The organism is Bacillus mobilis, from assembly GCF_001884045.1.
Taxonomy (GTDB): domain Bacteria; phylum Bacillota; class Bacilli; order Bacillales; family Bacillaceae_G; genus Bacillus_A; species Bacillus_A mobilis.
The window spans coordinates 41,808-62,829 of sequence record NZ_MACF01000137.1 but is presented as its reverse complement, the minus strand read 5'-3'; the positions used below and the strand labels follow the sequence as shown (position 1 = coordinate 62,829).

Annotated in this window: 22 protein-coding genes and 1 pseudogene; all 23 read left to right on the top strand. The window is 33.1% G+C overall.

Annotated features, from left to right (window positions below; genetic code table 11):
- Positions 1-2: 2 nt before the first annotated feature.
- Positions 3-478: pseudogene (locus tag BAQ44_RS30590) on the top strand (AMP-binding enzyme); the annotation flags it as partial.
- A 116-nt stretch (positions 479-594) separates the two neighbouring features.
- Positions 595-1,602: a LytTR family transcriptional regulator DNA-binding domain-containing protein gene (locus BAQ44_RS26845; RefSeq protein ID WP_071724781.1), complete on the top strand. Its 1,008-nt coding sequence runs from the start codon at positions 595-597 to the stop codon at positions 1,600-1,602.
- A 180-nt stretch (positions 1,603-1,782) separates the two neighbouring features.
- The gene (locus BAQ44_RS26840; protein ID WP_061679412.1) at positions 1,783-2,625 is read left to right on the top strand and encodes an ABC transporter ATP-binding protein; all 843 of its coding nucleotides are present in this window, start codon (positions 1,783-1,785) and stop codon (positions 2,623-2,625) included.
- Positions 2,625-3,329, top strand: coding sequence for an ABC transporter permease (locus BAQ44_RS26835; RefSeq protein WP_061679411.1), 705 nt, complete (start codon positions 2,625-2,627; stop codon positions 3,327-3,329). The genes BAQ44_RS26840 and BAQ44_RS26835 overlap by 1 nt, the downstream gene beginning before the upstream one ends.
- A gap of 162 nt (positions 3,330-3,491) precedes the next feature.
- On the top strand, positions 3,492-4,397 hold the full coding sequence (spoIIQ, locus tag BAQ44_RS26830; protein ID WP_063262318.1) for a stage II sporulation protein SpoIIQ: 906 nt from the start codon (positions 3,492-3,494) through the stop codon (positions 4,395-4,397).
- Positions 4,398-4,685: 288 nt separating this feature from the next.
- On the top strand, positions 4,686-4,820 hold the full coding sequence (locus tag BAQ44_RS26825) for a hypothetical protein (protein ID WP_000008903.1): 135 nt from the start codon (positions 4,686-4,688) through the stop codon (positions 4,818-4,820).
- A gap of 308 nt (positions 4,821-5,128) precedes the next feature.
- Complete coding sequence (spoIIID, locus tag BAQ44_RS26820; RefSeq protein WP_000544012.1) at positions 5,129-5,401, top strand: sporulation transcriptional regulator SpoIIID; 273 nt, start codon at positions 5,129-5,131, stop codon at positions 5,399-5,401.
- A gap of 161 nt (positions 5,402-5,562) precedes the next feature.
- A complete protein-coding gene (gene mreB / locus BAQ44_RS26815) occupies positions 5,563-6,564 on the top strand; it encodes a rod shape-determining protein (protein WP_000457990.1) in 1,002 nt (333 codons plus the stop codon).
- 493 nt (positions 6,565-7,057) lie between these two features.
- A complete protein-coding gene (gene fabZ, locus BAQ44_RS26810) occupies positions 7,058-7,492 on the top strand; it encodes a 3-hydroxyacyl-ACP dehydratase FabZ (RefSeq protein ID WP_000931956.1) in 435 nt (144 codons plus the stop codon).
- Between the two features lie 366 nt (positions 7,493-7,858).
- Positions 7,859-8,536 carry a CpsD/CapB family tyrosine-protein kinase gene (locus BAQ44_RS26805; RefSeq protein ID WP_071724778.1) on the top strand — a complete coding sequence of 226 codons (678 nt, stop codon included), beginning with the start codon at positions 7,859-7,861 and terminating at the stop codon, positions 8,534-8,536.
- Between the two features lie 275 nt (positions 8,537-8,811).
- Positions 8,812-9,555, top strand: coding sequence for a YveK family protein (locus BAQ44_RS26800; protein ID WP_071724776.1), 744 nt, complete (start codon positions 8,812-8,814; stop codon positions 9,553-9,555).
- A complete protein-coding gene (locus BAQ44_RS26795; RefSeq protein WP_071724774.1) occupies positions 9,545-10,246 on the top strand; it encodes a CpsD/CapB family tyrosine-protein kinase in 702 nt (233 codons plus the stop codon). The genes BAQ44_RS26800 and BAQ44_RS26795 overlap by 11 nt, the downstream gene beginning before the upstream one ends.
- Positions 10,247-10,354: 108 nt before the next feature.
- The gene (locus BAQ44_RS26790; RefSeq protein WP_071724771.1) at positions 10,355-11,122 is read left to right on the top strand and encodes a tyrosine-protein phosphatase; all 768 of its coding nucleotides are present in this window, start codon (positions 10,355-10,357) and stop codon (positions 11,120-11,122) included.
- 243 nt (positions 11,123-11,365) lie between these two features.
- Complete coding sequence (gene bpsC, locus BAQ44_RS26785) at positions 11,366-12,247, top strand: UTP--glucose-1-phosphate uridylyltransferase BpsC (protein WP_071724769.1); 882 nt, start codon at positions 11,366-11,368, stop codon at positions 12,245-12,247.
- Between the two features lie 17 nt (positions 12,248-12,264).
- The gene (locus BAQ44_RS26780; protein ID WP_071724767.1) at positions 12,265-12,945 is read left to right on the top strand and encodes a sugar transferase; all 681 of its coding nucleotides are present in this window, start codon (positions 12,265-12,267) and stop codon (positions 12,943-12,945) included.
- A gap of 86 nt (positions 12,946-13,031) precedes the next feature.
- Positions 13,032-14,276, top strand: coding sequence for a flippase (locus tag BAQ44_RS26775; protein WP_071724764.1), 1,245 nt, complete (start codon positions 13,032-13,034; stop codon positions 14,274-14,276).
- Between the two features lie 2 nt (positions 14,277-14,278).
- A complete protein-coding gene (glf, locus tag BAQ44_RS26770) occupies positions 14,279-15,439 on the top strand; it encodes a UDP-galactopyranose mutase (RefSeq protein ID WP_071724763.1) in 1,161 nt (386 codons plus the stop codon).
- 79 nt (positions 15,440-15,518) lie between these two features.
- Positions 15,519-16,814 carry an O-antigen ligase family protein gene (locus BAQ44_RS26765; RefSeq protein WP_071724760.1) on the top strand — a complete coding sequence of 432 codons (1,296 nt, stop codon included), beginning with the start codon at positions 15,519-15,521 and terminating at the stop codon, positions 16,812-16,814.
- On the top strand, positions 16,814-17,266 hold the full coding sequence (pssD, locus tag BAQ44_RS26760; RefSeq protein ID WP_071724758.1) for a PssD/Cps14F family polysaccharide biosynthesis glycosyltransferase: 453 nt from the start codon (positions 16,814-16,816) through the stop codon (positions 17,264-17,266). The genes BAQ44_RS26765 and pssD overlap by 1 nt, the downstream gene beginning before the upstream one ends.
- A complete protein-coding gene (gene pssE, locus BAQ44_RS26755; protein ID WP_071724756.1) occupies positions 17,263-17,757 on the top strand; it encodes a PssE/Cps14G family polysaccharide biosynthesis glycosyltransferase in 495 nt (164 codons plus the stop codon). Before pssD ends, pssE begins: the two co-directional genes overlap by 4 nt.
- A gap of 78 nt (positions 17,758-17,835) precedes the next feature.
- Positions 17,836-18,978: a glycosyltransferase family protein gene (locus BAQ44_RS26750; RefSeq protein ID WP_071724755.1), complete on the top strand. Its 1,143-nt coding sequence runs from the start codon at positions 17,836-17,838 to the stop codon at positions 18,976-18,978.
- Positions 18,979-19,096: 118 nt separating this feature from the next.
- The gene (locus tag BAQ44_RS26745) at positions 19,097-20,008 is read left to right on the top strand and encodes a glycosyltransferase (protein WP_071724752.1); all 912 of its coding nucleotides are present in this window, start codon (positions 19,097-19,099) and stop codon (positions 20,006-20,008) included.
- A gap of 76 nt (positions 20,009-20,084) precedes the next feature.
- Positions 20,085-20,999 carry a polyisoprenyl-teichoic acid--peptidoglycan teichoic acid transferase TagU gene (gene tagU, locus BAQ44_RS26740; RefSeq protein ID WP_071724750.1) on the top strand — a complete coding sequence of 305 codons (915 nt, stop codon included), beginning with the start codon at positions 20,085-20,087 and terminating at the stop codon, positions 20,997-20,999.
- Positions 21,000-21,022: the final 23 nt, after the last annotated feature.

Genomic DNA, 21,022 nt, shown 5'->3' with positions numbered 1-21,022 from the left:
CGATGACAGAACTCTGTTTAAGGGGGCCGTGGATCGCTGGGAGCTATTATAAGGATGAGCGTACAGAAGAATCAATGAAAGATGGTTGGATCCATACAGGAGACATTGTCACGGTTGATTCGGAAGGGTTTATTAAGATTGTCGATCATACGAAGGACTTAATTAAAAGTGGAGGCGAATGGATTTCTTCCGTAGATTTAGAAAATGCCTTGATTTCGCGCGATAAAGTGTTAGAAGCATCCGTTGTGGCGGTACCGCATGAAAAATGGCAAGAACGTCCGTTGCTTACGTTGTATGAAAAGAGGGACAAGCAGTCGAAAGAGAAGAGCTGTATGCTTTATTAGAAGCAGAGTTTTCGAAATGGTGGATGCCAGACGATATTTTGTTTGTAAACGAAATTCCGAAAACATCTGTAGGGAAGTTTTTAAAACGAGCGCTGCGTGATCAGCTCAAGACGTATATGGTAGAGCAAAACTAGAGAAGAAGGCTATCCATTCATTTGGATAGTCTTCTTTTTAGAATGTTCCATAAAATATCAAAATTTTCCATTAATTGTTTGGTATAATAGGATAAAAAGCATTTGGGGGAGACAGAATGGCGTTATTGGAGTTGAGACAGTTAGGAAAAACGAACCAGTTACCAGTAGTTGAACTGATGGTTGAGAAGGGACAATGTGTTGTTTTGCAATGTAATAACCATACAGCTAAAATATTGCACCGCATTATTATTGGTGAGGAAGAAGCCTCAACTGGCACCGTGCTATTTGAAGGAGAATCGATTGGAAAGAAAAATTATTCTCGCATTGGTTTTTGTTTTTTGAAAGATGAAGCATACGAACGTTTGAAGGTAAAGGAATACTTTAAGTTCTTAATAGGGCTGTATGGATCAAATATGAGCACGGAAGAAGTAGTACAGTATGTCGGCCTCTTAGATAAATTAAACGTTAAAATAGAAAAACTATCATTTTCAGAGAAACGTCGCCTTCATATCGGGCGTGTTATGATTCATAATCCGGATTTAGTTATTTTGGAAGAGCCAGAGCAAAATGTAGATACAGAGAGCACGATTATTATTCGAAAAGCAATTATGGCAATGAAAGAGCGAGGAAAAGCGATTTTTATTACGTCATCCTTTCTATCGGACGCCCTTTCGTTAACAGAAGATGTATACATTTTAAATAACGATGGTGTGAAAAAAATAGAAATCGAACAAGAAGAAGTTGAAGAAGTTGGTGAAGAAAAGGTTGTTCAAATGATTCCGCAAATGAAACTTGAAAGAATTCCAGCGAAAGTGAACGATAAAATTATTTTACTTGATCCGATGGAAATTCATTTTATTGAAACGCAAAATGGAGTGACACATATTCATGTACGCGAAGGTGATTTCGTATGTGCATTAACATTAAGTGAACTAGAAGCGAGATTAACAGGATTCGGTTTCTTTAGATGTCATCGCTCGTACCTTGTGAATTTACAAAGAGTACGAGAAGTCATTACGTGGACTCGTAATAGCTTCAGTTTAATTTTGGATGACGAAAGAAAAAGTTCAATCCCGCTTTCGAAAGGAAGAATGGATGAGTTAAAAGGTGTAATTGGGATATAAAAGATGCTCCAATAAGCTCAAAATACGATTCATTCACCAGTAAAAATACTCCTTTTGCGTGTATTTTACTGCGTAAACCCTTTGCTTTTCATATGATTGAGTTAAGAAAAGCGAAACAATGAAATCGAAACTTGCGAAAGTAAATTTCATCTATATAAGAAAAACAAAGGGGATGAAGAAATGACATTGGCAATTGAAATGAAAGATGTAATGAAAAGTTTCAACGGAAAAACGGCACTTCGAAATGTAAATATTGAGGTGAAGCAAGGAGAAATCTTTGGATTCCTCGGACCGAGTGGATCTGGGAAAACGACAACTGTAAAAATATTAACATCTCAATTGCTTCATAGCATTGGAACTGTAAAAGTATTAGGTAAAGATATTACAGGACCAAGCAGCATTGATTACAAACGAATCGGTATTTTAACAGACAATAGCGGCTTATACGAAAGACTTAGCATTTATGATAACTTACTATTATTTTGTGACTTATACGATTGCAAAAAAGAACGAATCGATGAAGTACTAGCACAAGTGAACTTGCTAGATGATAAAAAAACACAAGTAAAAAAATTATCAAAAGGAATGAAGCAGCGTGTCACACTAGCGAGAGCAATCCTTCATAAACCAGATATCCTCTTCTTAGACGAACCAACATCCGCACTTGATCCAGTAAATGTGCAAAACATTCATAAAATTTTAAAAGACTTAAATAAAGAAGGAACAACGATTTTCTTAACAACGCACAACATGGATGAAGCAGAAACGCTTTGTAATCGCATTGCCTTTCTGTGTGGTGGAGAAATTGTAGCGCTTGATACTCCAGAAAACCTTCGCTTGCAATACGCGAAAGATCAAATACAAGTTGTGTTAACAGATAAGAAGAAAGAAATTGTGAAAAAAGATGAATTAGGGGCAAAACGCATTTCAGAATGGATGAATAAAGGTGAATTACTATCCATTCATTCACACGAACCAACTTTAGGCGATATCTTTATTGAAGTTACTGGGAGGGGATTATAATGACATTTTCAATGAGACGTGTATCAGCTATTTTTAGAAAAGAAGTACAAGATTTTAAGACAAATTCACAAGTGTTATTAATGGCATTTTTACCAATTATACTTTCATTTTTGTTTAGCAGATTTGGAGTCGGAAAGGAAATGTTAGGCATTACTACTATAACGGGCTTCCTATTTGTCGCAGGCTTTGTTCAATCTATGGTAATTGCAGAAGAAAAAGAAAAACATACACTACGTGTGTTAATGTTATCCCCAGCATCTTCTGTTGAAGTTCTTCTTGGAAAGAGTTTATTAACAGCAGGTCTGACGATGGCTATTTGTATTGCAAATTTATTCATTTTAGATCAGTTAAATATCAACATTCCATTGGTAGGATTGATATTTCTATGTGGAACTATTTTATTTATCGTGCTTGGAACAATGATCGGATTACTTGCATCTTCTGTACCACAAACATCATTAATTGGGATGCCTATTTTAATGACGATGTATTTAGCTGTACAATTTGAGGCACTAGTTGAAAATAAAACAATTAAGACGATGATTGAATATCTTCCAACATCTCATATTGTAAAAGCGCTTAACAGTGTAGTAGGTGGGGCAGGATTTAGTAATATTAGTGGGCATGTATTAAATATTGCAGTTTGGCTTATCATTTCGCTTATTGCATGTTTAATCGTATATAAAAAGAAACAATTAGACTAAAAACTGAGCCGAAAATGCTCAGTTTTTTCTTTTTTCTATCATTTCCTCGGAAATTTTACAATTCTTATACATATTTTTACATATTTTGTCGAAAAGTAATTAGTTATAGGTTGTATAGGATACGTGAATATTGTTCAAAATGATTGCTGAGGTGATGATGGAATGCGAGGAAGAAATAATAAAAAGTCGCAAAAGGTAGTACATTTATTTCAAAAAAGATGGGTGTTTCCGGCACTGTACATTGCTTGTGCAGCGGTAATCTTAATGGTTGCGCTATGGTTCCAAGGAGCTAATCCGAAGAAGACTCCGAACCAAGATCAAGCAACACCGTATACACAATCGGAAGATCCAGCAGTACCAGTAACGAAATCTTCAGAAGTAGTGAAAATGCCAGCTGCCGCGAATGCGGAAGTAGTCGTACAGAAGAAATTCTATGAAGATGCAGCAACTGAGGCGGAACAAGAAAAAGCACTTGTCTTTTATAACAACACATATTCCCCAAATAAAGGAATCGACATTGCTGCGAAGAATGGAAAAGAATTTAATGTAGCTGCTGCTTTAAGCGGTACAGTAACGAAAGCTGAAAAAGATTCACTTCTTGGTTATGTTGTAACAGTTGATAGCGGAAATGGTGTAGCAGCTTCTTATCAAAGCTTAGGCAGCGTAAAAGTAGAAAAAGGTGCACGAGTTGCACAAGGTGAAGTATTAGGAAAATCCGGTCTAAGTGCAATGAATAAAGAAGCAGGTTCTCACGTTCACTTTGAAGTACGTAAAGACAATGTGGCTGTGAACCCTGAGCGCTACTTAAATAAATCAGTAGCAGAAATTAAAGCTGAAGCAGGCGCTGCAAAAGCAACGAACGCTTCTGGTAAAAAAGCTGATGACAAATCTCAAAAAGAAGAGAAGTCAACGAGCACGAAACCAGAAAATAAAACAGAAGATAAGTCTCAAAAAGAAGAGAAATCAACTAGCGGTTCGACTAGTGACAAAAAAGAAGAACCGAAGAAAGAAGAAAAATCAACAAATGGTTCTACAGAATCATCTAACAGTTCTTCTTCACAAGAATAAAAAAGTGGAAAAATCAGTTCTCACTAGGAGAGCTGATTTTTTTACTTTTACCCCGCATTAACGGGCAGTAAGACCCCTACTTCAAATTTCAGTGAAAGCTAAGAAGTTAGGCCTGGGTTCAACTGCCCGTAAAAGCCCGATTGGTGAAGGCTAATAATCAGTGGGAAATGGCGCCCACTGATTAAAGTTTCACTTTATATAAAAATACTCAATTTCGAGAAAAAAGTTGCAATAACAAGGAAAAATGACGAGATTCTCGAATATATATTACAAAAGGGAGGGGATACTGTGTCATTTTTGTTTGTTCTGTCGACTGCTATTATTTTATTGTTTGTTTTATTCACCTTATATTATTATATTGCCGGTAAGAAAGAGGTTCCCCACCATCAGTTATTAGAAGAAGAATTGGAACGAGAAGAATGACGCCTTATATATAAGGTGTCATTTTTTTTCGCCAAAATAGTCACTGTTAACGTATTTCTCACAAAAAAATGTAATTTTTCTTAACTTAGTCCGCAAAAATAGTGAACATGTAGCATATATCAGTAGTGCGGGCAATACAATGGTATAAACCAAAGCAAAGAGAGTGTTTGAGGTGAGAAATCGTGAATCATTTCATTATAAATCCAAGAATGTTTAACGCTTACAAACAGCACTCACACTTACTTCTTAGTCATATGCAGCGAGGCTCATTTCACCCTTCTCACATCCAATTTAGGGAGGCGAGTGGTGTGCACGATTACATCAAAGAGAGAACTATCAAGATTGGTAAGTATATCGTGGAGACAAGAAAGACAGTGCGTGTCATTGCAAAGGAATTTGGGGTATCAAAGAGTACAGTCCATAAAGATTTAACGGAACGTCTACCAGAAATTAATCCAGAGCTCGCAAATGAAGTGAAAGAAATTCTTGATTATCATAAGTCTATTCGTCATTTAAGGGGCGGAGAAGCAACAAAGCAAAAGTATAGAAAAGAAGATGTAGAAAAGCCGGTCCGTCAATAAATATGCGATCGTAAACATTCCGTGTCAATTCGGTAATATTTTTCAGAAGAATTCTTTTTGCGAATATTACGTTTCTGTTAAATTTATGATAAAATCAGAAATTAGGTGTAAAAGAATTCGGGTGTAACCTGATTTTGAATATCGAGGAGGAAAAAACGGGAATGTTTGCGCGAGATATCGGAATTGACCTAGGTACGGCTAACGTATTAATCCATGTTAAAGGTAAGGGTATTGTATTAAATGAGCCATCTGTTGTTGCAATTGATCGTAACACAGGTAAAGTATTAGCAGTAGGTGAAGAAGCAAGAAGTATGGTGGGACGTACGCCTGGTAATATTGTAGCAATTCGTCCACTTAAAGATGGTGTAATCGCAGATTTCGAAATTACAGAAGCAATGTTAAAGTATTTCATTAACAAATTGGACGTAAAGAGTTTCTTTTCAAAACCTCGCATTTTAATTTGTTGTCCAACAAATATCACATCAGTAGAACAAAAAGCAATTCGTGAGGCTGCTGAACGTTCAGGTGGTAAGACAGTATTTTTAGAGGAAGAACCAAAAGTAGCTGCAGTTGGTGCTGGTATGGAAATCTTCCAACCAAGCGGTAACATGGTTGTTGATATTGGTGGAGGTACAACAGATATCGCTGTACTATCTATGGGTGATATTGTTACCTCTTCCTCTATCAAAATGGCTGGCGATAAGTTTGATATGGAGATCTTAAACTATGTTAAACGTAAGTATAAGCTGTTAATTGGAGAACGTACTTCAGAAAATATTAAAATTAAAGTTGGTACAGTATTCCCAGGTGCACGTAGCGAAGAGCTTGAAATTCGCGGACGTGACATGGTAACAGGTTTACCACGCACAATTACAGTATGCTCTGAAGAAATTACAGAAGCACTAAAAGAAGATGCGGCTATCATTGTACAAGCTGCAAAAGGCGTATTAGAGCGCACACCACCAGAATTATCTGCGGACATCATCGACCGCGGTGTTATTCTAACAGGCGGTGGAGCTTTACTACACGGTATCGACATGCTTCTAGCAGAAGAACTAAAAGTACCAGTATTAATTGCTGAAAACCCAATGCAATGTGTTGCAGTTGGTACAGGTATTATGTTAGAGAATATTGATAAATTACCGAAGCGTGCTTTACGATAAAGTGAAACTTTAATAAGTGGGGGTATTCCCCACTTATTATTAGCTCACAAATAGCAGGAAGATGAGAAGAACTAAGGTGTTAACCGTAGTTCTTTTTTGTTTTTGTATTCTTTTATTTTTTTATTTTATTTTGATTTATTGAGAAAATAGAAGAAAAATAGAGAAAAATGAAGAAAACAGGTAAAATATTCATATATATGGTTAAATTTAATATTTCCTTATTTGAAAACGTTTATAATATAATGAGTCGAATACGACATTAAGGCAAATAATGTTTCAGTACATATTGCCTTTCCCTAATCTGGGCATACACTCTTTTCTACCTCCGTGTCAGTTGCAAGTATATGCAGCTATTTTAAGGGAATAGAGTGTGTGCATTTTTTTATAATAGGAAGTAAAGTGTCATTTTCTAATGACAAACAATAAACAAAATGGGATAATAAACAATATGTCCAAGTGGTAAGACCAATATTGTAAAAGGGGCGATTGTTACATGCTAAATATAGAACAAATTAAAGAAATCATTCCTCACCGCTATCCATTTTTACTTGTTGATAAAATATTAGAAGTAGATGAAGGAAAACGAGCGGTTGGAATTAAAAATGTATCCGCAAACGAAGAATTCTTTAACGGGCACTTTCCTGACTATGCAGTTATGCCCGGTGTACTTATTGTAGAAGCATTAGCACAAGTCGGAGCAGTTGCGGTATTAAAGAAAGAAGAAAACCGCGGAAGACTTGCTTTCTTTGCTGGTATCGACAATTGTCGTTTCAAAAAACAAGTACGCCCAGGTGATCAACTTCGCCTAGAAGTAGAGATGACACGTGTACGCGGTCCAATCGGAAAAGGAAAAGCGATCGCAACAGTAGATGGTGAAATTGCATGTGAAGCTGAAATTACATTTGCGATTGGTGATAAAAAAGAATAGATGTAAATTAAAAAAATTCTTCTGCAATAGGCAGAAGAATTTTTTTAATTCATATACTTTTTGTTCGAAATATTAAAATGCAGAGTAATCAGAATTTTTATTGTAAATGAATGGAAGTTCATATATAATGACGCTATAAATATCTTGAAATTAAGATAAATGATAGCGCGATAAAAATAGAGACGCGGTTGTCACATTATGAAGGTTATGAGATAGGACAAAGCTTATTATGATTGGTTATGATGAATTGTAGAGGAAAGTGATGGGGAATTTTAACAGTATCAGTAAATGAAAAATGGGCGTAGCATATCGGACATAGAGAGATAAAGGGGAAAGTGTCGCATTTTGAAAAGAGGAGATCATACCATGTTCGGGAGAAAAAAAAGAAAACCATTACGACAATTAATTACGCATAAAGAGCCTAAATCACGCATCACAGAACAATACCGTAACATTCGTACAAATATTGAATTTACATCTGTAGATAATCATGTTCGTTCTATTATTGTTACTTCGGCAGATCCAGGTGAAGGGAAAACAACGACAATCGCAAACTTAGCAGTTGTTTTTGGACAACAAGGGAAGAAAGTTTTATTAATCGGAGCCGACTTGCGCAAGCCGACGATTCAAAACTTATTTGCCATTCATAATTCAAATGGATTAACGAACCTATTATTAGGACAAGCGAAACTAATGCAATGCATTCAAAAAACAGATATAGAGAATGTATACTTAATGGCAGCAGGTCCAATCCCGCCAAATCCAGCTGAACTATTAGGTAGCCGGGGAATGGACGATCTATTACTAGAAGCATATAACATGTTTGATATTATTTTAATCGACACACCACCGGTTCTTGCGGTTACCGATGCACAACTACTTGCGAACAAATGCGATGGAATCGTACTTGTCGTACGCAGTGAAAAAACAGAAAAAGATAAAATTGTAAGAGCGAAGCAAATATTAGACAAAGCTTCTGGTAAATTACTTGGTGTCGTCTTAAACGATAAAAGAGAAGAAAAAGAACAATATGGATATTATTAGAAAATAGTGTGTAGAATAGTAAATGTAAAAGCTGATAAATGATTTTATCGGCTTTTTTGAATTTTTATAAAATTCATCATTGCATTATATAAAAAGTATGATATAATGGAAATTTTGGAAATTCGTTGGAATGTGTTGTCATATTTAAGATTATTTTGTAAGATTATATTTGCTTGATGTGAGCTTATATTAAATAATTTATTAAAATAAAAAAACGTAAGATTAATATGTTATAATTTTTCTTATGTGCAAATTTTAGAAAGTTGGAGGAACTTATGGAAGAAACAATTAGTTTGAAAGAGTTATTTCATATTTTAAAAAAACGTTTAGCAATGATTCTCACTGTTACATTCGGTTTGGCAATCATAAGTGCTATTATTAGCTTTTTCTTTATGACACCAATCTATCAATCTTCAACGCAAATTCTTGTAAACCAGAAGAAACAAGATGGGACAATGATACAAGCTGGTGAAATTCAAACGAATATTCAATTAACGAATACATATAAGGTTATTATTAAAAGTCCCGTAATCTTAGAACAAGTGAATGAAAAATTAAATTTAAATATGACAGCACAAGCGTTAACAGGAAAGATTAATGTTGCAAATGAAAAAGATTCACAAGTTATTTCTGTAACGGTAGAGGATAAGGATCCAAAAGTAGCTCGTGATATCGCTAATGCAACTGCAGATGTATTTAAAGCAGAAGTTGCAAAGATTATGAGTGTTGATAACGTAACTGTACTATCAAAAGCAGAAGTTGTTGAGAATCAATCTCCAATTAAGCCTCGACCAATGATTAATGTAGCAATCGCTTTTGTGGTTGGTTTAATGGCTTCAATTAGTCTTGCATTCTTACTAGAATACTTAGATAACACGATGAAAAAGGAAGAAGATATAGAAAACTTACTTGGCTTGCCAGTGTTAGGAATTGTAGCTCGTATGGATGAAGAAACAACAACTATGAAATCACACGCTCCATCATCAAGAAAAGTGAGGGGACAAACAATTGGCTCTTAATTTATTTAAAAAGAAAAAAAATCATCGTCAACGTCGTCAATTAATTGCTCAGCAACAACCAAAGTCACCAATTTCGGAACAATATCGTAATATTCGAACGAATATTGAATTTGCAGCTGTTGATACGAATTTACATTCATTAATGATAACGTCTGCGAACCCAAGTGAAGGTAAAACAACGACAACAGCGAATATGGCAGTCGTGTTCGCACAGCAAGGAAAGAAAGTATTATTAATTGATGCAGATATGCGTAAACCAGCGATGCATCAAATGTTCCAAGTAGATAATATTTTCGGATTGACGAACGTATTAACAAATAGTGAACGTTTAGAAAAATGTGTACAAACGACATCAGTTGATAATTTACACTTTTTAGCTTGTGGTCCAATTCCGCCAAATCCGGCAGAATTGTTAGGATCAAAATCAATGCAGGAGCTTCTTGCACAAGCATACAGTATGTATGATTTGGTCATTTTTGATTTACCACCAATTTTAGCTGTTACAGATGCGCAAATTATGGCAAATGTATGTGATGCTTCTATTCTTGTCGTTCGTAGTGAATCAACAGAGAAAGAAACGGCAGTAAAGGCAAAAGGATTGTTAGAATCGGCTAAAGGGAAATTGTTAGGTGTTGTCCTGAACGATCGTGAACGTGAACAGGGCCTATATTATTACTACGGTGCAAATTAATTAAAAGAGTGAGATATGGGAAACATATCTCCTTTTTTCCCTTGAATATGAGGGATGTCTCATATTCAAGGGAAAAAAGATTACTATAAGAGAGGGAGGATGAAAAGAATGATTGATTTACATTGTCACATTTTATCTGGTATTGATGATGGTGCACAAACAGTAACAGATAGTTTAGCGATGGCAAAACGAGCTGTGGCAGAAGGAATACATACAATTGTCGCAACGCCACATCATCAAAACGGAAAATATGTAAATGAGCGTACTTCTATTATTCATCAAATAAAACAATTAAATGATGAACTACAACAAAATGGAATCCCGCTGAAGGTTTTACCAGGGCAAGAAGTCAGGTTATACGGTGATTTATTAGAAGACTATGAAGCTGGTAAAATTGTTACTTTAAATGAAACAAACAAATATATATTCATTGAATTTCCGTCTAATCATGTACCTCGTTATGCAGAACAACTATTTTATGAACTACGTGTAAAAGGAATAATCCCAATTATCGTTCACCCAGAACGTAATGCCGAGTTAATTGAGCGGCCTGATAAGTTATATAACCTTGTCAATAAAGGTGCATTGACACAAGTAACGGCAGGAAGTCTTCTAGGTAAATTCGGGAAAAAGATTAAAAAATTCTCGCTACAACTGGTTGAACATAATTTAACGCATATGATCGCATCAGATGCACATAACACAACGTCAAGAGGGTTTCATTTAGCAGAAAGCTATGAACTAATAGAGAAAGAATTTGGCGCAAGTGTTATGAATGATTTAAGAGAGAATCCGTATTTAATCATTAGCGGGAAATCAATTTATAAAGAAGATCCAGAACAAATTCGTCGTAAAAAATTGTTCGGTATTTTTTAAATAAAGAACAGGTGATGTCTCCTAACCGTTATCAACGGAGGCACTCGGTCGTGCTGTGGGTAGAAATTTTTATTTCGAACCTACCTTAGACGCTTGTCGTCGGGAGTATGACGTGAGGTTGGGTTAGATGCCCATAGTTTATTAATATTTAGAAACTCTACCTATGGAGTTATAAATATGACTCTATAGGTAGGGTTTTTTGTTATTGTTGCATTTTTATAAAAAAATTTGGAGGGAAGAAATTTGAAAAAAGTAAGAAAAGCAATTATTCCAGCAGCTGGTCTTGGGACAAGGTTTTTACCAGCAACGAAGGCAATGCCGAAAGAAATGTTACCAATCGTCGATAAACCGACAATTCAATACATAGTAGAAGAAGCAATAGAATCGGGAATTGAAGACATTATTATTGTTACTGGAAAAGGAAAGCGTGCAATTGAAGATCATTTTGATCATTCATTTGAATTAGAACAAAACCTTTTGGAAAAAGGAAAGTATGAAATACTTGAAAAAGTACAAGCTTCATCCAAAATAAATATTCATTATATAAGACAAAAAGAACCAAAGGGACTCGGGCACGCAGTATGGTGTGCACGTAAGTTTATTGGGAATGAACCATTTGCGGTATTACTTGGCGACGATATTGTACAAGCAGAAACGCCATGTTTACGTCAATTAATGGATCAATATGAAAGTACACAGTCATCGGTTATTGGTGTACAAACGGTACCTGAAAATGAAACGCATCGTTACGGTATTATCGATCCAGTTGAAAAAAATGACCGTCGTTATCAAGTGCGTCAATTTGTTGAAAAGCCAACAGAAGGAACAGCGCCATCTAATTTGGCAATTATGGGTCGTTACGTATTAACACCAGAAATTTTTATGTTTCTTGAGAGCCAACAAACAGGAGCTGGTGGAGAAATTCAATTAACAGACGCGATTCAACGTTTAAATGAAATTCAACGTGTATTTGCCTATGATTTTGAAGGAACTCGCTATGATGTTGGAGAGAAGTTTGGATTTATTAAGACTACGATTGAGATGGCACTTCAGCATGAAGAATTGAAAGATGAATTAATGCAGTATATGAATGAACTAGTAAAAACAGAAAATGTGCATGTATAAAGTGAGGTGGAAGGGCATTGGCCTTAACGAAAGTATCCAGTGGAACTGCAAAGGAACAAGGATTACTTGCTGCTGAAGAGGTAAATCAGAATAGTATATATTTGTTTACGAAACGTTTAATGGACGTAGTTGGTGCAATTTGTGGTCTTATTTTTCTTTTACCGATTTTTGTAATTGTTGCCATGGTTATTAAAATTGAGGATCCAAAAGGCCCTGTCTTTTTCAAACAAACTCGTGTTGGAAAAGATGGAAAGGAATTTGGGATGTACAAGTTTCGCTCGATGGTCACAGATGCAGAAGAACGACTAAAAGATTTATTGCAGTATAATGAAGTATCGGGTGCTATGTTTAAGATGAAAGTGGATCCGCGCGTAACTAAAATTGGTAAATTTATTCGTAAAACAAGCATAGACGAATTACCACAGTTATTAAATGTATTAAAGGGTGATATGAGCTTAGTTGGACCACGACCACCACTTCAAAGAGAGGTCAAAGAATACAATTCTTATGATAAACAAAGATTGCTTGTTACACCAGGGTGTACAGGATTATGGCAAGTAAGTGGAAGAAGTAATACAGGATTTAAAGAGATGGTTGCACTAGACATCATTTATATTCAACGTAGAAGTATTTTTTTGGATATTAAAATTATAGTAAGAACATTTAGGGTGCTTATTGGTTCAAAAGATGCATTTTAAAATTATAGTGTATGAAATAGGCGCTGTTAAAATTATGGGATTGTATTCGCAAGGCTGCAGGCCCTTGAATGGATTGGTTTATTTAGATGCATAATAAAAGATTATTTATAAACTTTTTATCATTGTTAAGTGTCCAGGGGGTAAATTATTTATTGCCATTAATAACTTTACCGTATTTACTTAGAACTTTAGGACCAGAAAAATTCGGAATAATCGCTTTTGCACAAGCATTAATCCAGTATTTTGTTCTTTTAACCGATTATGGATTCAATTTGACTGCCACGAAAGAAATTTCAATTAATCGCAAAGATAAGGGAGAACTCTCTCGTATATTTTCAACAGTAATGAGTATAAAATTAGCTCTAATGGTTATTAGTTTTATTATTTTAATGTGCATATTATATATCGTTGAAAAATTTGGAGTTAATTGGGAGATATATGTATTAACCTTTGGGATGGTACTTGGTAATGTCTTGTTTCCAATCTGGTTTTTTCAGGGATTAGAAAATATGAAAGTTATTTCAGTTTTAAATGCAATTTCGAAACTGTTTTTTACTGTTAGTTTATTTATTTTTGTTAAAACCGCAGAGGATTTTTATTTAGTGCCAGCTCTTACTTCAGTTGGTTATATTACCGTTGGTATTATTTCTTTAGTAATTATAAAGGGAAAATATGATTTGGTAATTGTAAAACCAAAGTTTAGAGATATTCAAAAAGAATTAAGAGAAGGCTGGGATATTTTTATTTCAACCATCTCAGTTAGTTTGTATACAATTAGTAATACATTTATATTAGGGATTTTTACCAACAATACAATTACAGGTTATTATGCAAGTGCTGAAAAGTTAATAAATGCTATAAATGGATTGATTAACCCTATTTCGCAAACAATATTTCCACATCTCAGCCGAATAGCAATTGATTCAAAAGTTGAGGCTTTAAGATTTATAAGAAAAATTCTGAAGTTAAATATTTTTATATTTTTAGGTATTTCTATTCTAGTATTTCTATTTTCAGAGTTAATTGTGGATTTAGTTTTTGGACCTGATTATAGAGAGTCTATATTAGTTTTAAAAATTTTATCGCCATTGCCGCTATTAGTGAGTATTAGTAATATTTTAGGCGTTCAAGTTATGATTAATTTTGGTTATAAAAAAGCCTTTTCAAAGATTTTAATGTTTTCTAGTGGAATTAATATTATATTGGCAGCTATATTTGTCCCTTTATATAATCATATCGGTACAGCAATAGCATTGTTATTGATAGAATTAATAGTTACGGGAACAATGGTAATTTATTTGAAGAAGAAAAAAGTTAATTTATGGAGGTAATTATGTTTAAGTATATTATTGTCGGTGCTGGATTTGCTGGAAGTGTTATTGCTGAACGTATAGCTTCTCAACTAAATGAGAAGGTATTAATCATTGAAAAACGTAATCATATAGGTGGTAATGCATTTGATTCTTATGATAAGGATGGTGTATTAATCCATAACTATGGACCTCACATTTTCCATACAAAAATAAAGAGTGTATGGGATTATTTGTCGAAATTTACATCATGGCTTCATTATCATCATGAAGTACTTGGTGTAATTGATGGGAAAAAGGTACCAATCCCATTTAATTTAAACTCAATTGATCAAATTTTCCCTAAGGATTTAGCGACAAAATTAGAGAAAAAGCTAATTAGTAATTTTGGGTATAATAAAAAAGTACCGATATTAAAATTGAGAGAAGTTGAGGATGAAGATCTTAGATTTTTGGCGGAATATATATATGAGAAAGTTTTTCTAGGATATACATTAAAGCAATGGGGAATTAAACCGGAGGAATTAGATTCCTCAGTAACAGGGCGTGTTCCAGTACATATCAGTAGAGATAACCGCTATTTTCAAGATTCATATCAAGGGATGCCAAAAGAGGGTTATACAAAAGTTTTTGAAAGCATGCTAAATCATCCTAATATCAAGGTAATGTTAAATACGGATTATAAAGAAGTTGTTGATTTTGATACTAACAATGGAGAGATAAAGTTATTTGGTAACAAATTTGATGGAAAGATAATATATACAGGACCAATTGACTTCTTCTTTGATTATAAATATGGTCAACTTCCATATCGTTCGTTAGATTTTAAATTTGAAAGCTATAATGAAGAGTATGTTCAAAAAGTAGGAACTATTAACTATCCTAATGACTATAATTTTACAAGAGTAACGGAGTTTAAGCATTTAACAAATCAAAAACTAAATGTAACGACAACAGTTAAAGAGTTTTCACAAGAGTATATTCCAGAGGAAAATACTCCGTACTATCCAATAAAAAATGATGATAATCAAGAGTTATATCATAAATATAGAAAGGAAGCTAAAAAGCACGATAGTTTGATTTGTATTGGACGATTGGCAGAATATCAATACTATGATATGGATATGGTTATTGCTAGATCGATAAAGATTTTTAATGAGAAAATCAACAAACCGAATAATTAATATAAATAAAGTTTCTATACATTTTGTATAGAAACTTTATTTTGTACTAATTATATTAAATTATTATAAGAGGTTGGATATGAAATATAAAAGATTACCAATGAGTATAGCTAGAATAGGGGTGCTACTAATTCCCTTATGGTGGATTTTAGGTTTGAACATAATAATTTTTCATATGATTTCTTTATTGATGTTTATATCTGCTCTTTTATACTGTAAAAAAAGTAATCGACAAGTTATTTATAAAGGGTATAGTAAATTATTACTATTCTTTATTTTGGTATATGCCAGTTCAATTGTGATTAATTCATCAGCTTTTGAAATGAATAGAGTAGTTGGATCTATATATAATTTAAGTTACTGGATTATGGGTTTTTGTATTATTGTTTCAATTAATAATGCTGAAATAGAATTGAAAGATTTAGTGAAATTATTAAATTCTTTTAGAATTGTTGGATTAATACAAGGTGTATTTTGTATATATTCAATTTATATTTGGAAAAAAGGAGAATATTTGGTAGAAATAAAGTCTCTTTTATATAACGTGATTCCCCAGTCATTAAGATTCGATATAATTGAAAGCACTATGAACTTAAATATTGTAAAAACAGATTGGTTTTTACAATCGGATTTCCCAAGATTTACAGGTTTTTTCCTTTATCCAACGGCAACAGGTGTTGGAACGAGTATTATTATTTTCCTGGCAATTGTATATTATAAACTTGTTAAGAAGGGGAAGGTAAAAAGTTATTTTGAACTGTTAATTATAATGTTACCTCTGATTTTTTCATTATCACGTACGGCAATAATGTCTTTAGTTGTCGCTAGTATAGTCGTAAGTGCTATCACTGTCCCTAAAAATAAGGGGATTTATCTGAAAATATCTCAAATTATGTGTGTAGGTGCCGTTTTATTTATTACTATGTACTTCTTTTTAGATGATTTTGCAAGCTTTATGTTAGATTCTAGAGAAGCGAGTACCGGCCAGAGACAAATAATATATAAAATGGCTATTCAAAATGCTATGTCATCTCCATTTCTCGGGATAGGCATGAAACCTTATGTTAGTTGGATAGAGGTTCCAATAGGATCACACTCTACTTATATTGGTGTTTTAATGAAAACAGGAATTATAGGATTTTCTTTATTTATTTCATTCATACTTTGCTCACTATATAATTGGATGAAATTGTTTTTTAATGCAAATGAATATCTTCAAAAGTATATTTTAAAATATTTAGGTATTTCAGTGCTAACAGTAGTACTTTGGATGTTAACTGAGGATATAGATGCACCACAAACAGTTGCATATTTTTATTTTATATCGATTGGTTTAATTTTAGGAATTAGTAAACGATTGAAAGGAGAAGCTTAATGAAAATTTTATTAGTAGGTTCTAGTGGTGGACATTTAACTCAACTATACCAGTTGAAACCTTGGTGGGAAAAGCATGAAAGAACATGGGTAACATTTAATAAAGAGGACAGTAAGTCCCTTTTAGAAAAAGAAAATACTACATGGTGCTATTATCCTTCAAATAGAAATATAAAAAATTTAATAAAAAATTCATTTTTAGCTATTAAAGTATTATTTAAGGAAAAACCAGATGTTATTGTTTCAACTGGTGCAGCTCCAGCTATTCCATTTTTTTATATAGGTAAATTATTCTTTAAATCTAAAGTAGTTTATATAGAAGTATATGACAGGATAGATTCACCAACCCTTACAGGAAAGCTTGTTTATCCGATTTGTGATAAATTTGTATTACAATGGGAGGAGCAAAAAAAGTTTTATCCAAAGGGAGAAGTATTAGGAGGATTGCTATGATTTTTGTCACCACAGGTACACATGAGCAGCAATTTGATAGGTTAGTAAAAAAAATAGATGAAATGAAAAAAAATAAAGAAATTACAGGTGACGTTTTCATTCAATATGGCTATTCTACATATATCCCAAGGTATTGCGAAGGATCTAAGTTAATTGGTTATAATGAAATGATGAAAAAAATGGAAGAGGCATCTGTAATTATTACTCACGGTGGACCTGGGAGTATTATGACGCCGTTATCATTAGGAAAAACACCCATAGTTGTACCAAGAAATAAGGATTTTGATGAACACGTTGATAATCATCAAGTAGATTTTGTAAAGAGATTAGAGAAAAAGAAACAAGTTATAGCGGTATATGACATAAATCAAATGGAAGAAAAAATACAAACATGTTTAAAAGAGAATGCAATAGGAAAAAAGGAATTTGTAACAAATAATCAAGTTTTTGTGGATAAATTTGAAAATATGATTCAAAATATAATGCAGTAATTTTAAAGAAAACTAATATTTATGAAGTATTGTAAATATAAACTAGTGGATTGAAATGTCTATTTTTAAGGAGTCCTTATGAAAAGAAATATAAAAAATCGAGATATAATAATATTATCCTCTATTGATTGGAATTTTATGTGGCAAAGACATCATGAAGTTGCTACACATTTTTCAAAAAAAAACAATGTTGTATACGTTGAAACAACAGCAAAAAGAAATCCACACTTTGGTGATATGAAACGTATATTCAATCGATTAATGAAGAAAAAAAATGAAGATAGTAGGAATCCTTTAGACGAAAATATTGAAATTGTATCTCCGGTAGCACTACCTCCTACTAACGGCCTTTTTATTAGTTTAAATAATTTATATTTTACTAATAAAATCGTGTCAGAAATTCAAGAGAAGTGTGTATATAAGGAAAAAAAACCAATAATCATTACATATCTACCAACAGAAACCACGATTAGTATTACAAAGAAACTTAATCCAGAAGTGCTGGTTTATGATGTAGCATATAATTTTATACATGCGGAAAATACAATGAAATCGATAAGGGATAGTGAAAAGGCGCTTTTGCAATTAGCTGATGTGATAATTGCAGATGGTCTCTATCACAAGAGAGAGAAGAGCAATATAGTTAATAAAGAGGTTCAATTAATAACAAATGGTGTAGATATAGATGTGTTTTATGACGAATTATCAAAACCTAGAAAAAAATATTCAAAACTACTATATTATGGTTCTATATCAAATAAATTAGATTTCGATTTAATTAAAATGATTTTAGATAAAAACTATGAGTTACGTATGATAGGAGATTGGCAACTGAAAAATCCTTTTAGTGATAAGTACTCTAATTTGTATTTAATGGATGCTATGCCTAGAACAGAGTTGATTAATTATATAAAAGAAGCAGATGCTATTATATTTCCATATAAGATTAATGAGTTTAATAAAGGGGTTTTTCCAGTTAAAACATTTGAATGTTTAGCGGCGGGAAAACCACTAATTACTACTCCTTTTGAAGATTTATTAGAAATTAAGTCGATATATACAGCTAGTGATAAGCCTGAATTTATGGATATTCTGTCTAAATTACAGACGCTAGATAGTGAAGATGCTATTCTTTGTAGAAAGCAAACTGCATTAAAAAATTCTTGGGAAAGTAAAATGATGGATATGGAAGATATTGTTGGTGGTAAATTAATTTATTAAGGAAAAAATTTAAAAAATTGTGGCACGAACTAAATATTTAATAAGTTGGATTGTATATTTTTGTTTGTTGAAAAATAGAAGTTTTGTAAATTAGAAGCGTATAAAGGAGTATATAAAAGTGAGTGTAATTACTGTTATTGTAACTTATAATAGGAAAGAATTGTTATGTAATTGTTTAGATGGACTATTAAAGCAATCTAAAAAAATTGAGAAAATTATTATTGTAGATAATGCTTCTACAGATGGTACTGAGGAGTACTTAAGGGAAAAGGGGTTTATTAATAACAGTAGTATAGAATATAATCGATTGGAGGAAAATACGGGAGGCGCCGGTGGATTTAAAGCTGGGGTGGAATTGGCGAATAATTATGAGTTTGAATGGTGTTGGTTGATGGATGATGATGTTTATCCACAGTCTGATTGCTTGGAAAATTTGTTGAAAGTATATGAGGAGTCCAACGGTAAGTATTCAATTTTACAGACTAATAGAATTGATATCGAATCCAATAAAAGTTTACCATATACTACAAAGTTGAACTTTAGAAATCCGTTTCAATTAGAGTCCACTGATTGCGTATATCCTGACCAAATGAAGGACCCATTCAGGGAAATAGTATCAATTCCGTTTGAAGGTCCTCTAATACATCGAGATGTATTTAAAGCGGTGGGAGATATTGACGATTCATATTTTATCATTTGTGATGACGCGGATTTTTCAATTCGTGCACAAGAAAAAGGTTTTAAACTTGCCGTTGTAAAAAAAGCAATTATGAAAAGACACTCGCTTCATTTGCAAAAAAAGGAAATTTTTAATTGGAAAGATTATTACATGCTTAGAAATAGAATAGAATTAGATTATAGATATGGTAATTTATATATAGTATATATGAGAGCACTATTCCAGTTTGTTTTTTATAATTTAAAGTGTATTAAAGAAATTAAAAAGTTTAGCCTTAAAGATTATGGACTATTAATGAAGGCTATGAAAGATGGGATACTACGTAAAAGAGGAAAGCGTGTAACACCATAATAAAGTAGTTTGGTGGGATATCTTAAAAAGAACGAAATATGTTTATATAGTTATAGATTGGAAAGAAGGATATTAAATGAAGAAAAAAATAATATTTGTACTCCTAGGAAGCTTAGCACTAATTTTAATGGCTGGTGGAATATATGCATATAATGTTTATTCAAAGGTATCTAATACATTAGAGTCGGTACATCAACCATTAAATCGTGATAAATCTGAAAAAAGGGATCAAAAAGTAAATATATCAGATCAAAAGCCAATTTCAATTTTATTAATGGGAACTGATCAAAGAGAGAATGAAACTTCTAGGTCTGATTCATTAATGTTGTTCACATTGAACCCACAAAAAAAATCAATGAAGATTACAAGTATTCCTCGTGATACTTATACTGAAATCATTGGTAAGGGCAAGAAAGATAAGATTAATCACGCTTATGCTTTTGGCGGCATTGATATGGCTGTGAAAACAGTGGAGAATTTTATTAATGTACCAGTTGATCATTACATTGAAGTAAACATGGCTGGTTTTAAAGATATTGTAGATGCTGTTGGTGGTGTTGATGTAAATAATGATTTAGATTTTACATCAAGAGAGACCCACTTTGCTAAAGGTAATATTCATTTAGATGGTGAATCGGCATTAAAGTATACTCGTATGCGTTATGAAGATCCACGTGGTGACTTCGGTCGCCAAATGCGCCAACGTCAAGTTATCCAATCGGTAATTAAAAAGGGTGCAAGTGTATCTTCTCTTGCAAATTATGGCGATGTGTTAAAAGCGATTGAGAAAAATGTTAAAACAAGTTTAACTCAGGATCAAATGTTTGATATTCAAAAGAACTATAAAGATTGCATGCAGAACAGTGAAGAAATCCAAATCCCAGGCGATGGTCACAAAGCCGCTGATGGTATTTGGTACTACTACGTTCCAGATGCAGCGAAACAAGATATTACGAATAAATTAAGAGCGCATCTTGAATTGACTAAGTAATATATAATAACCCAACTCCTTTG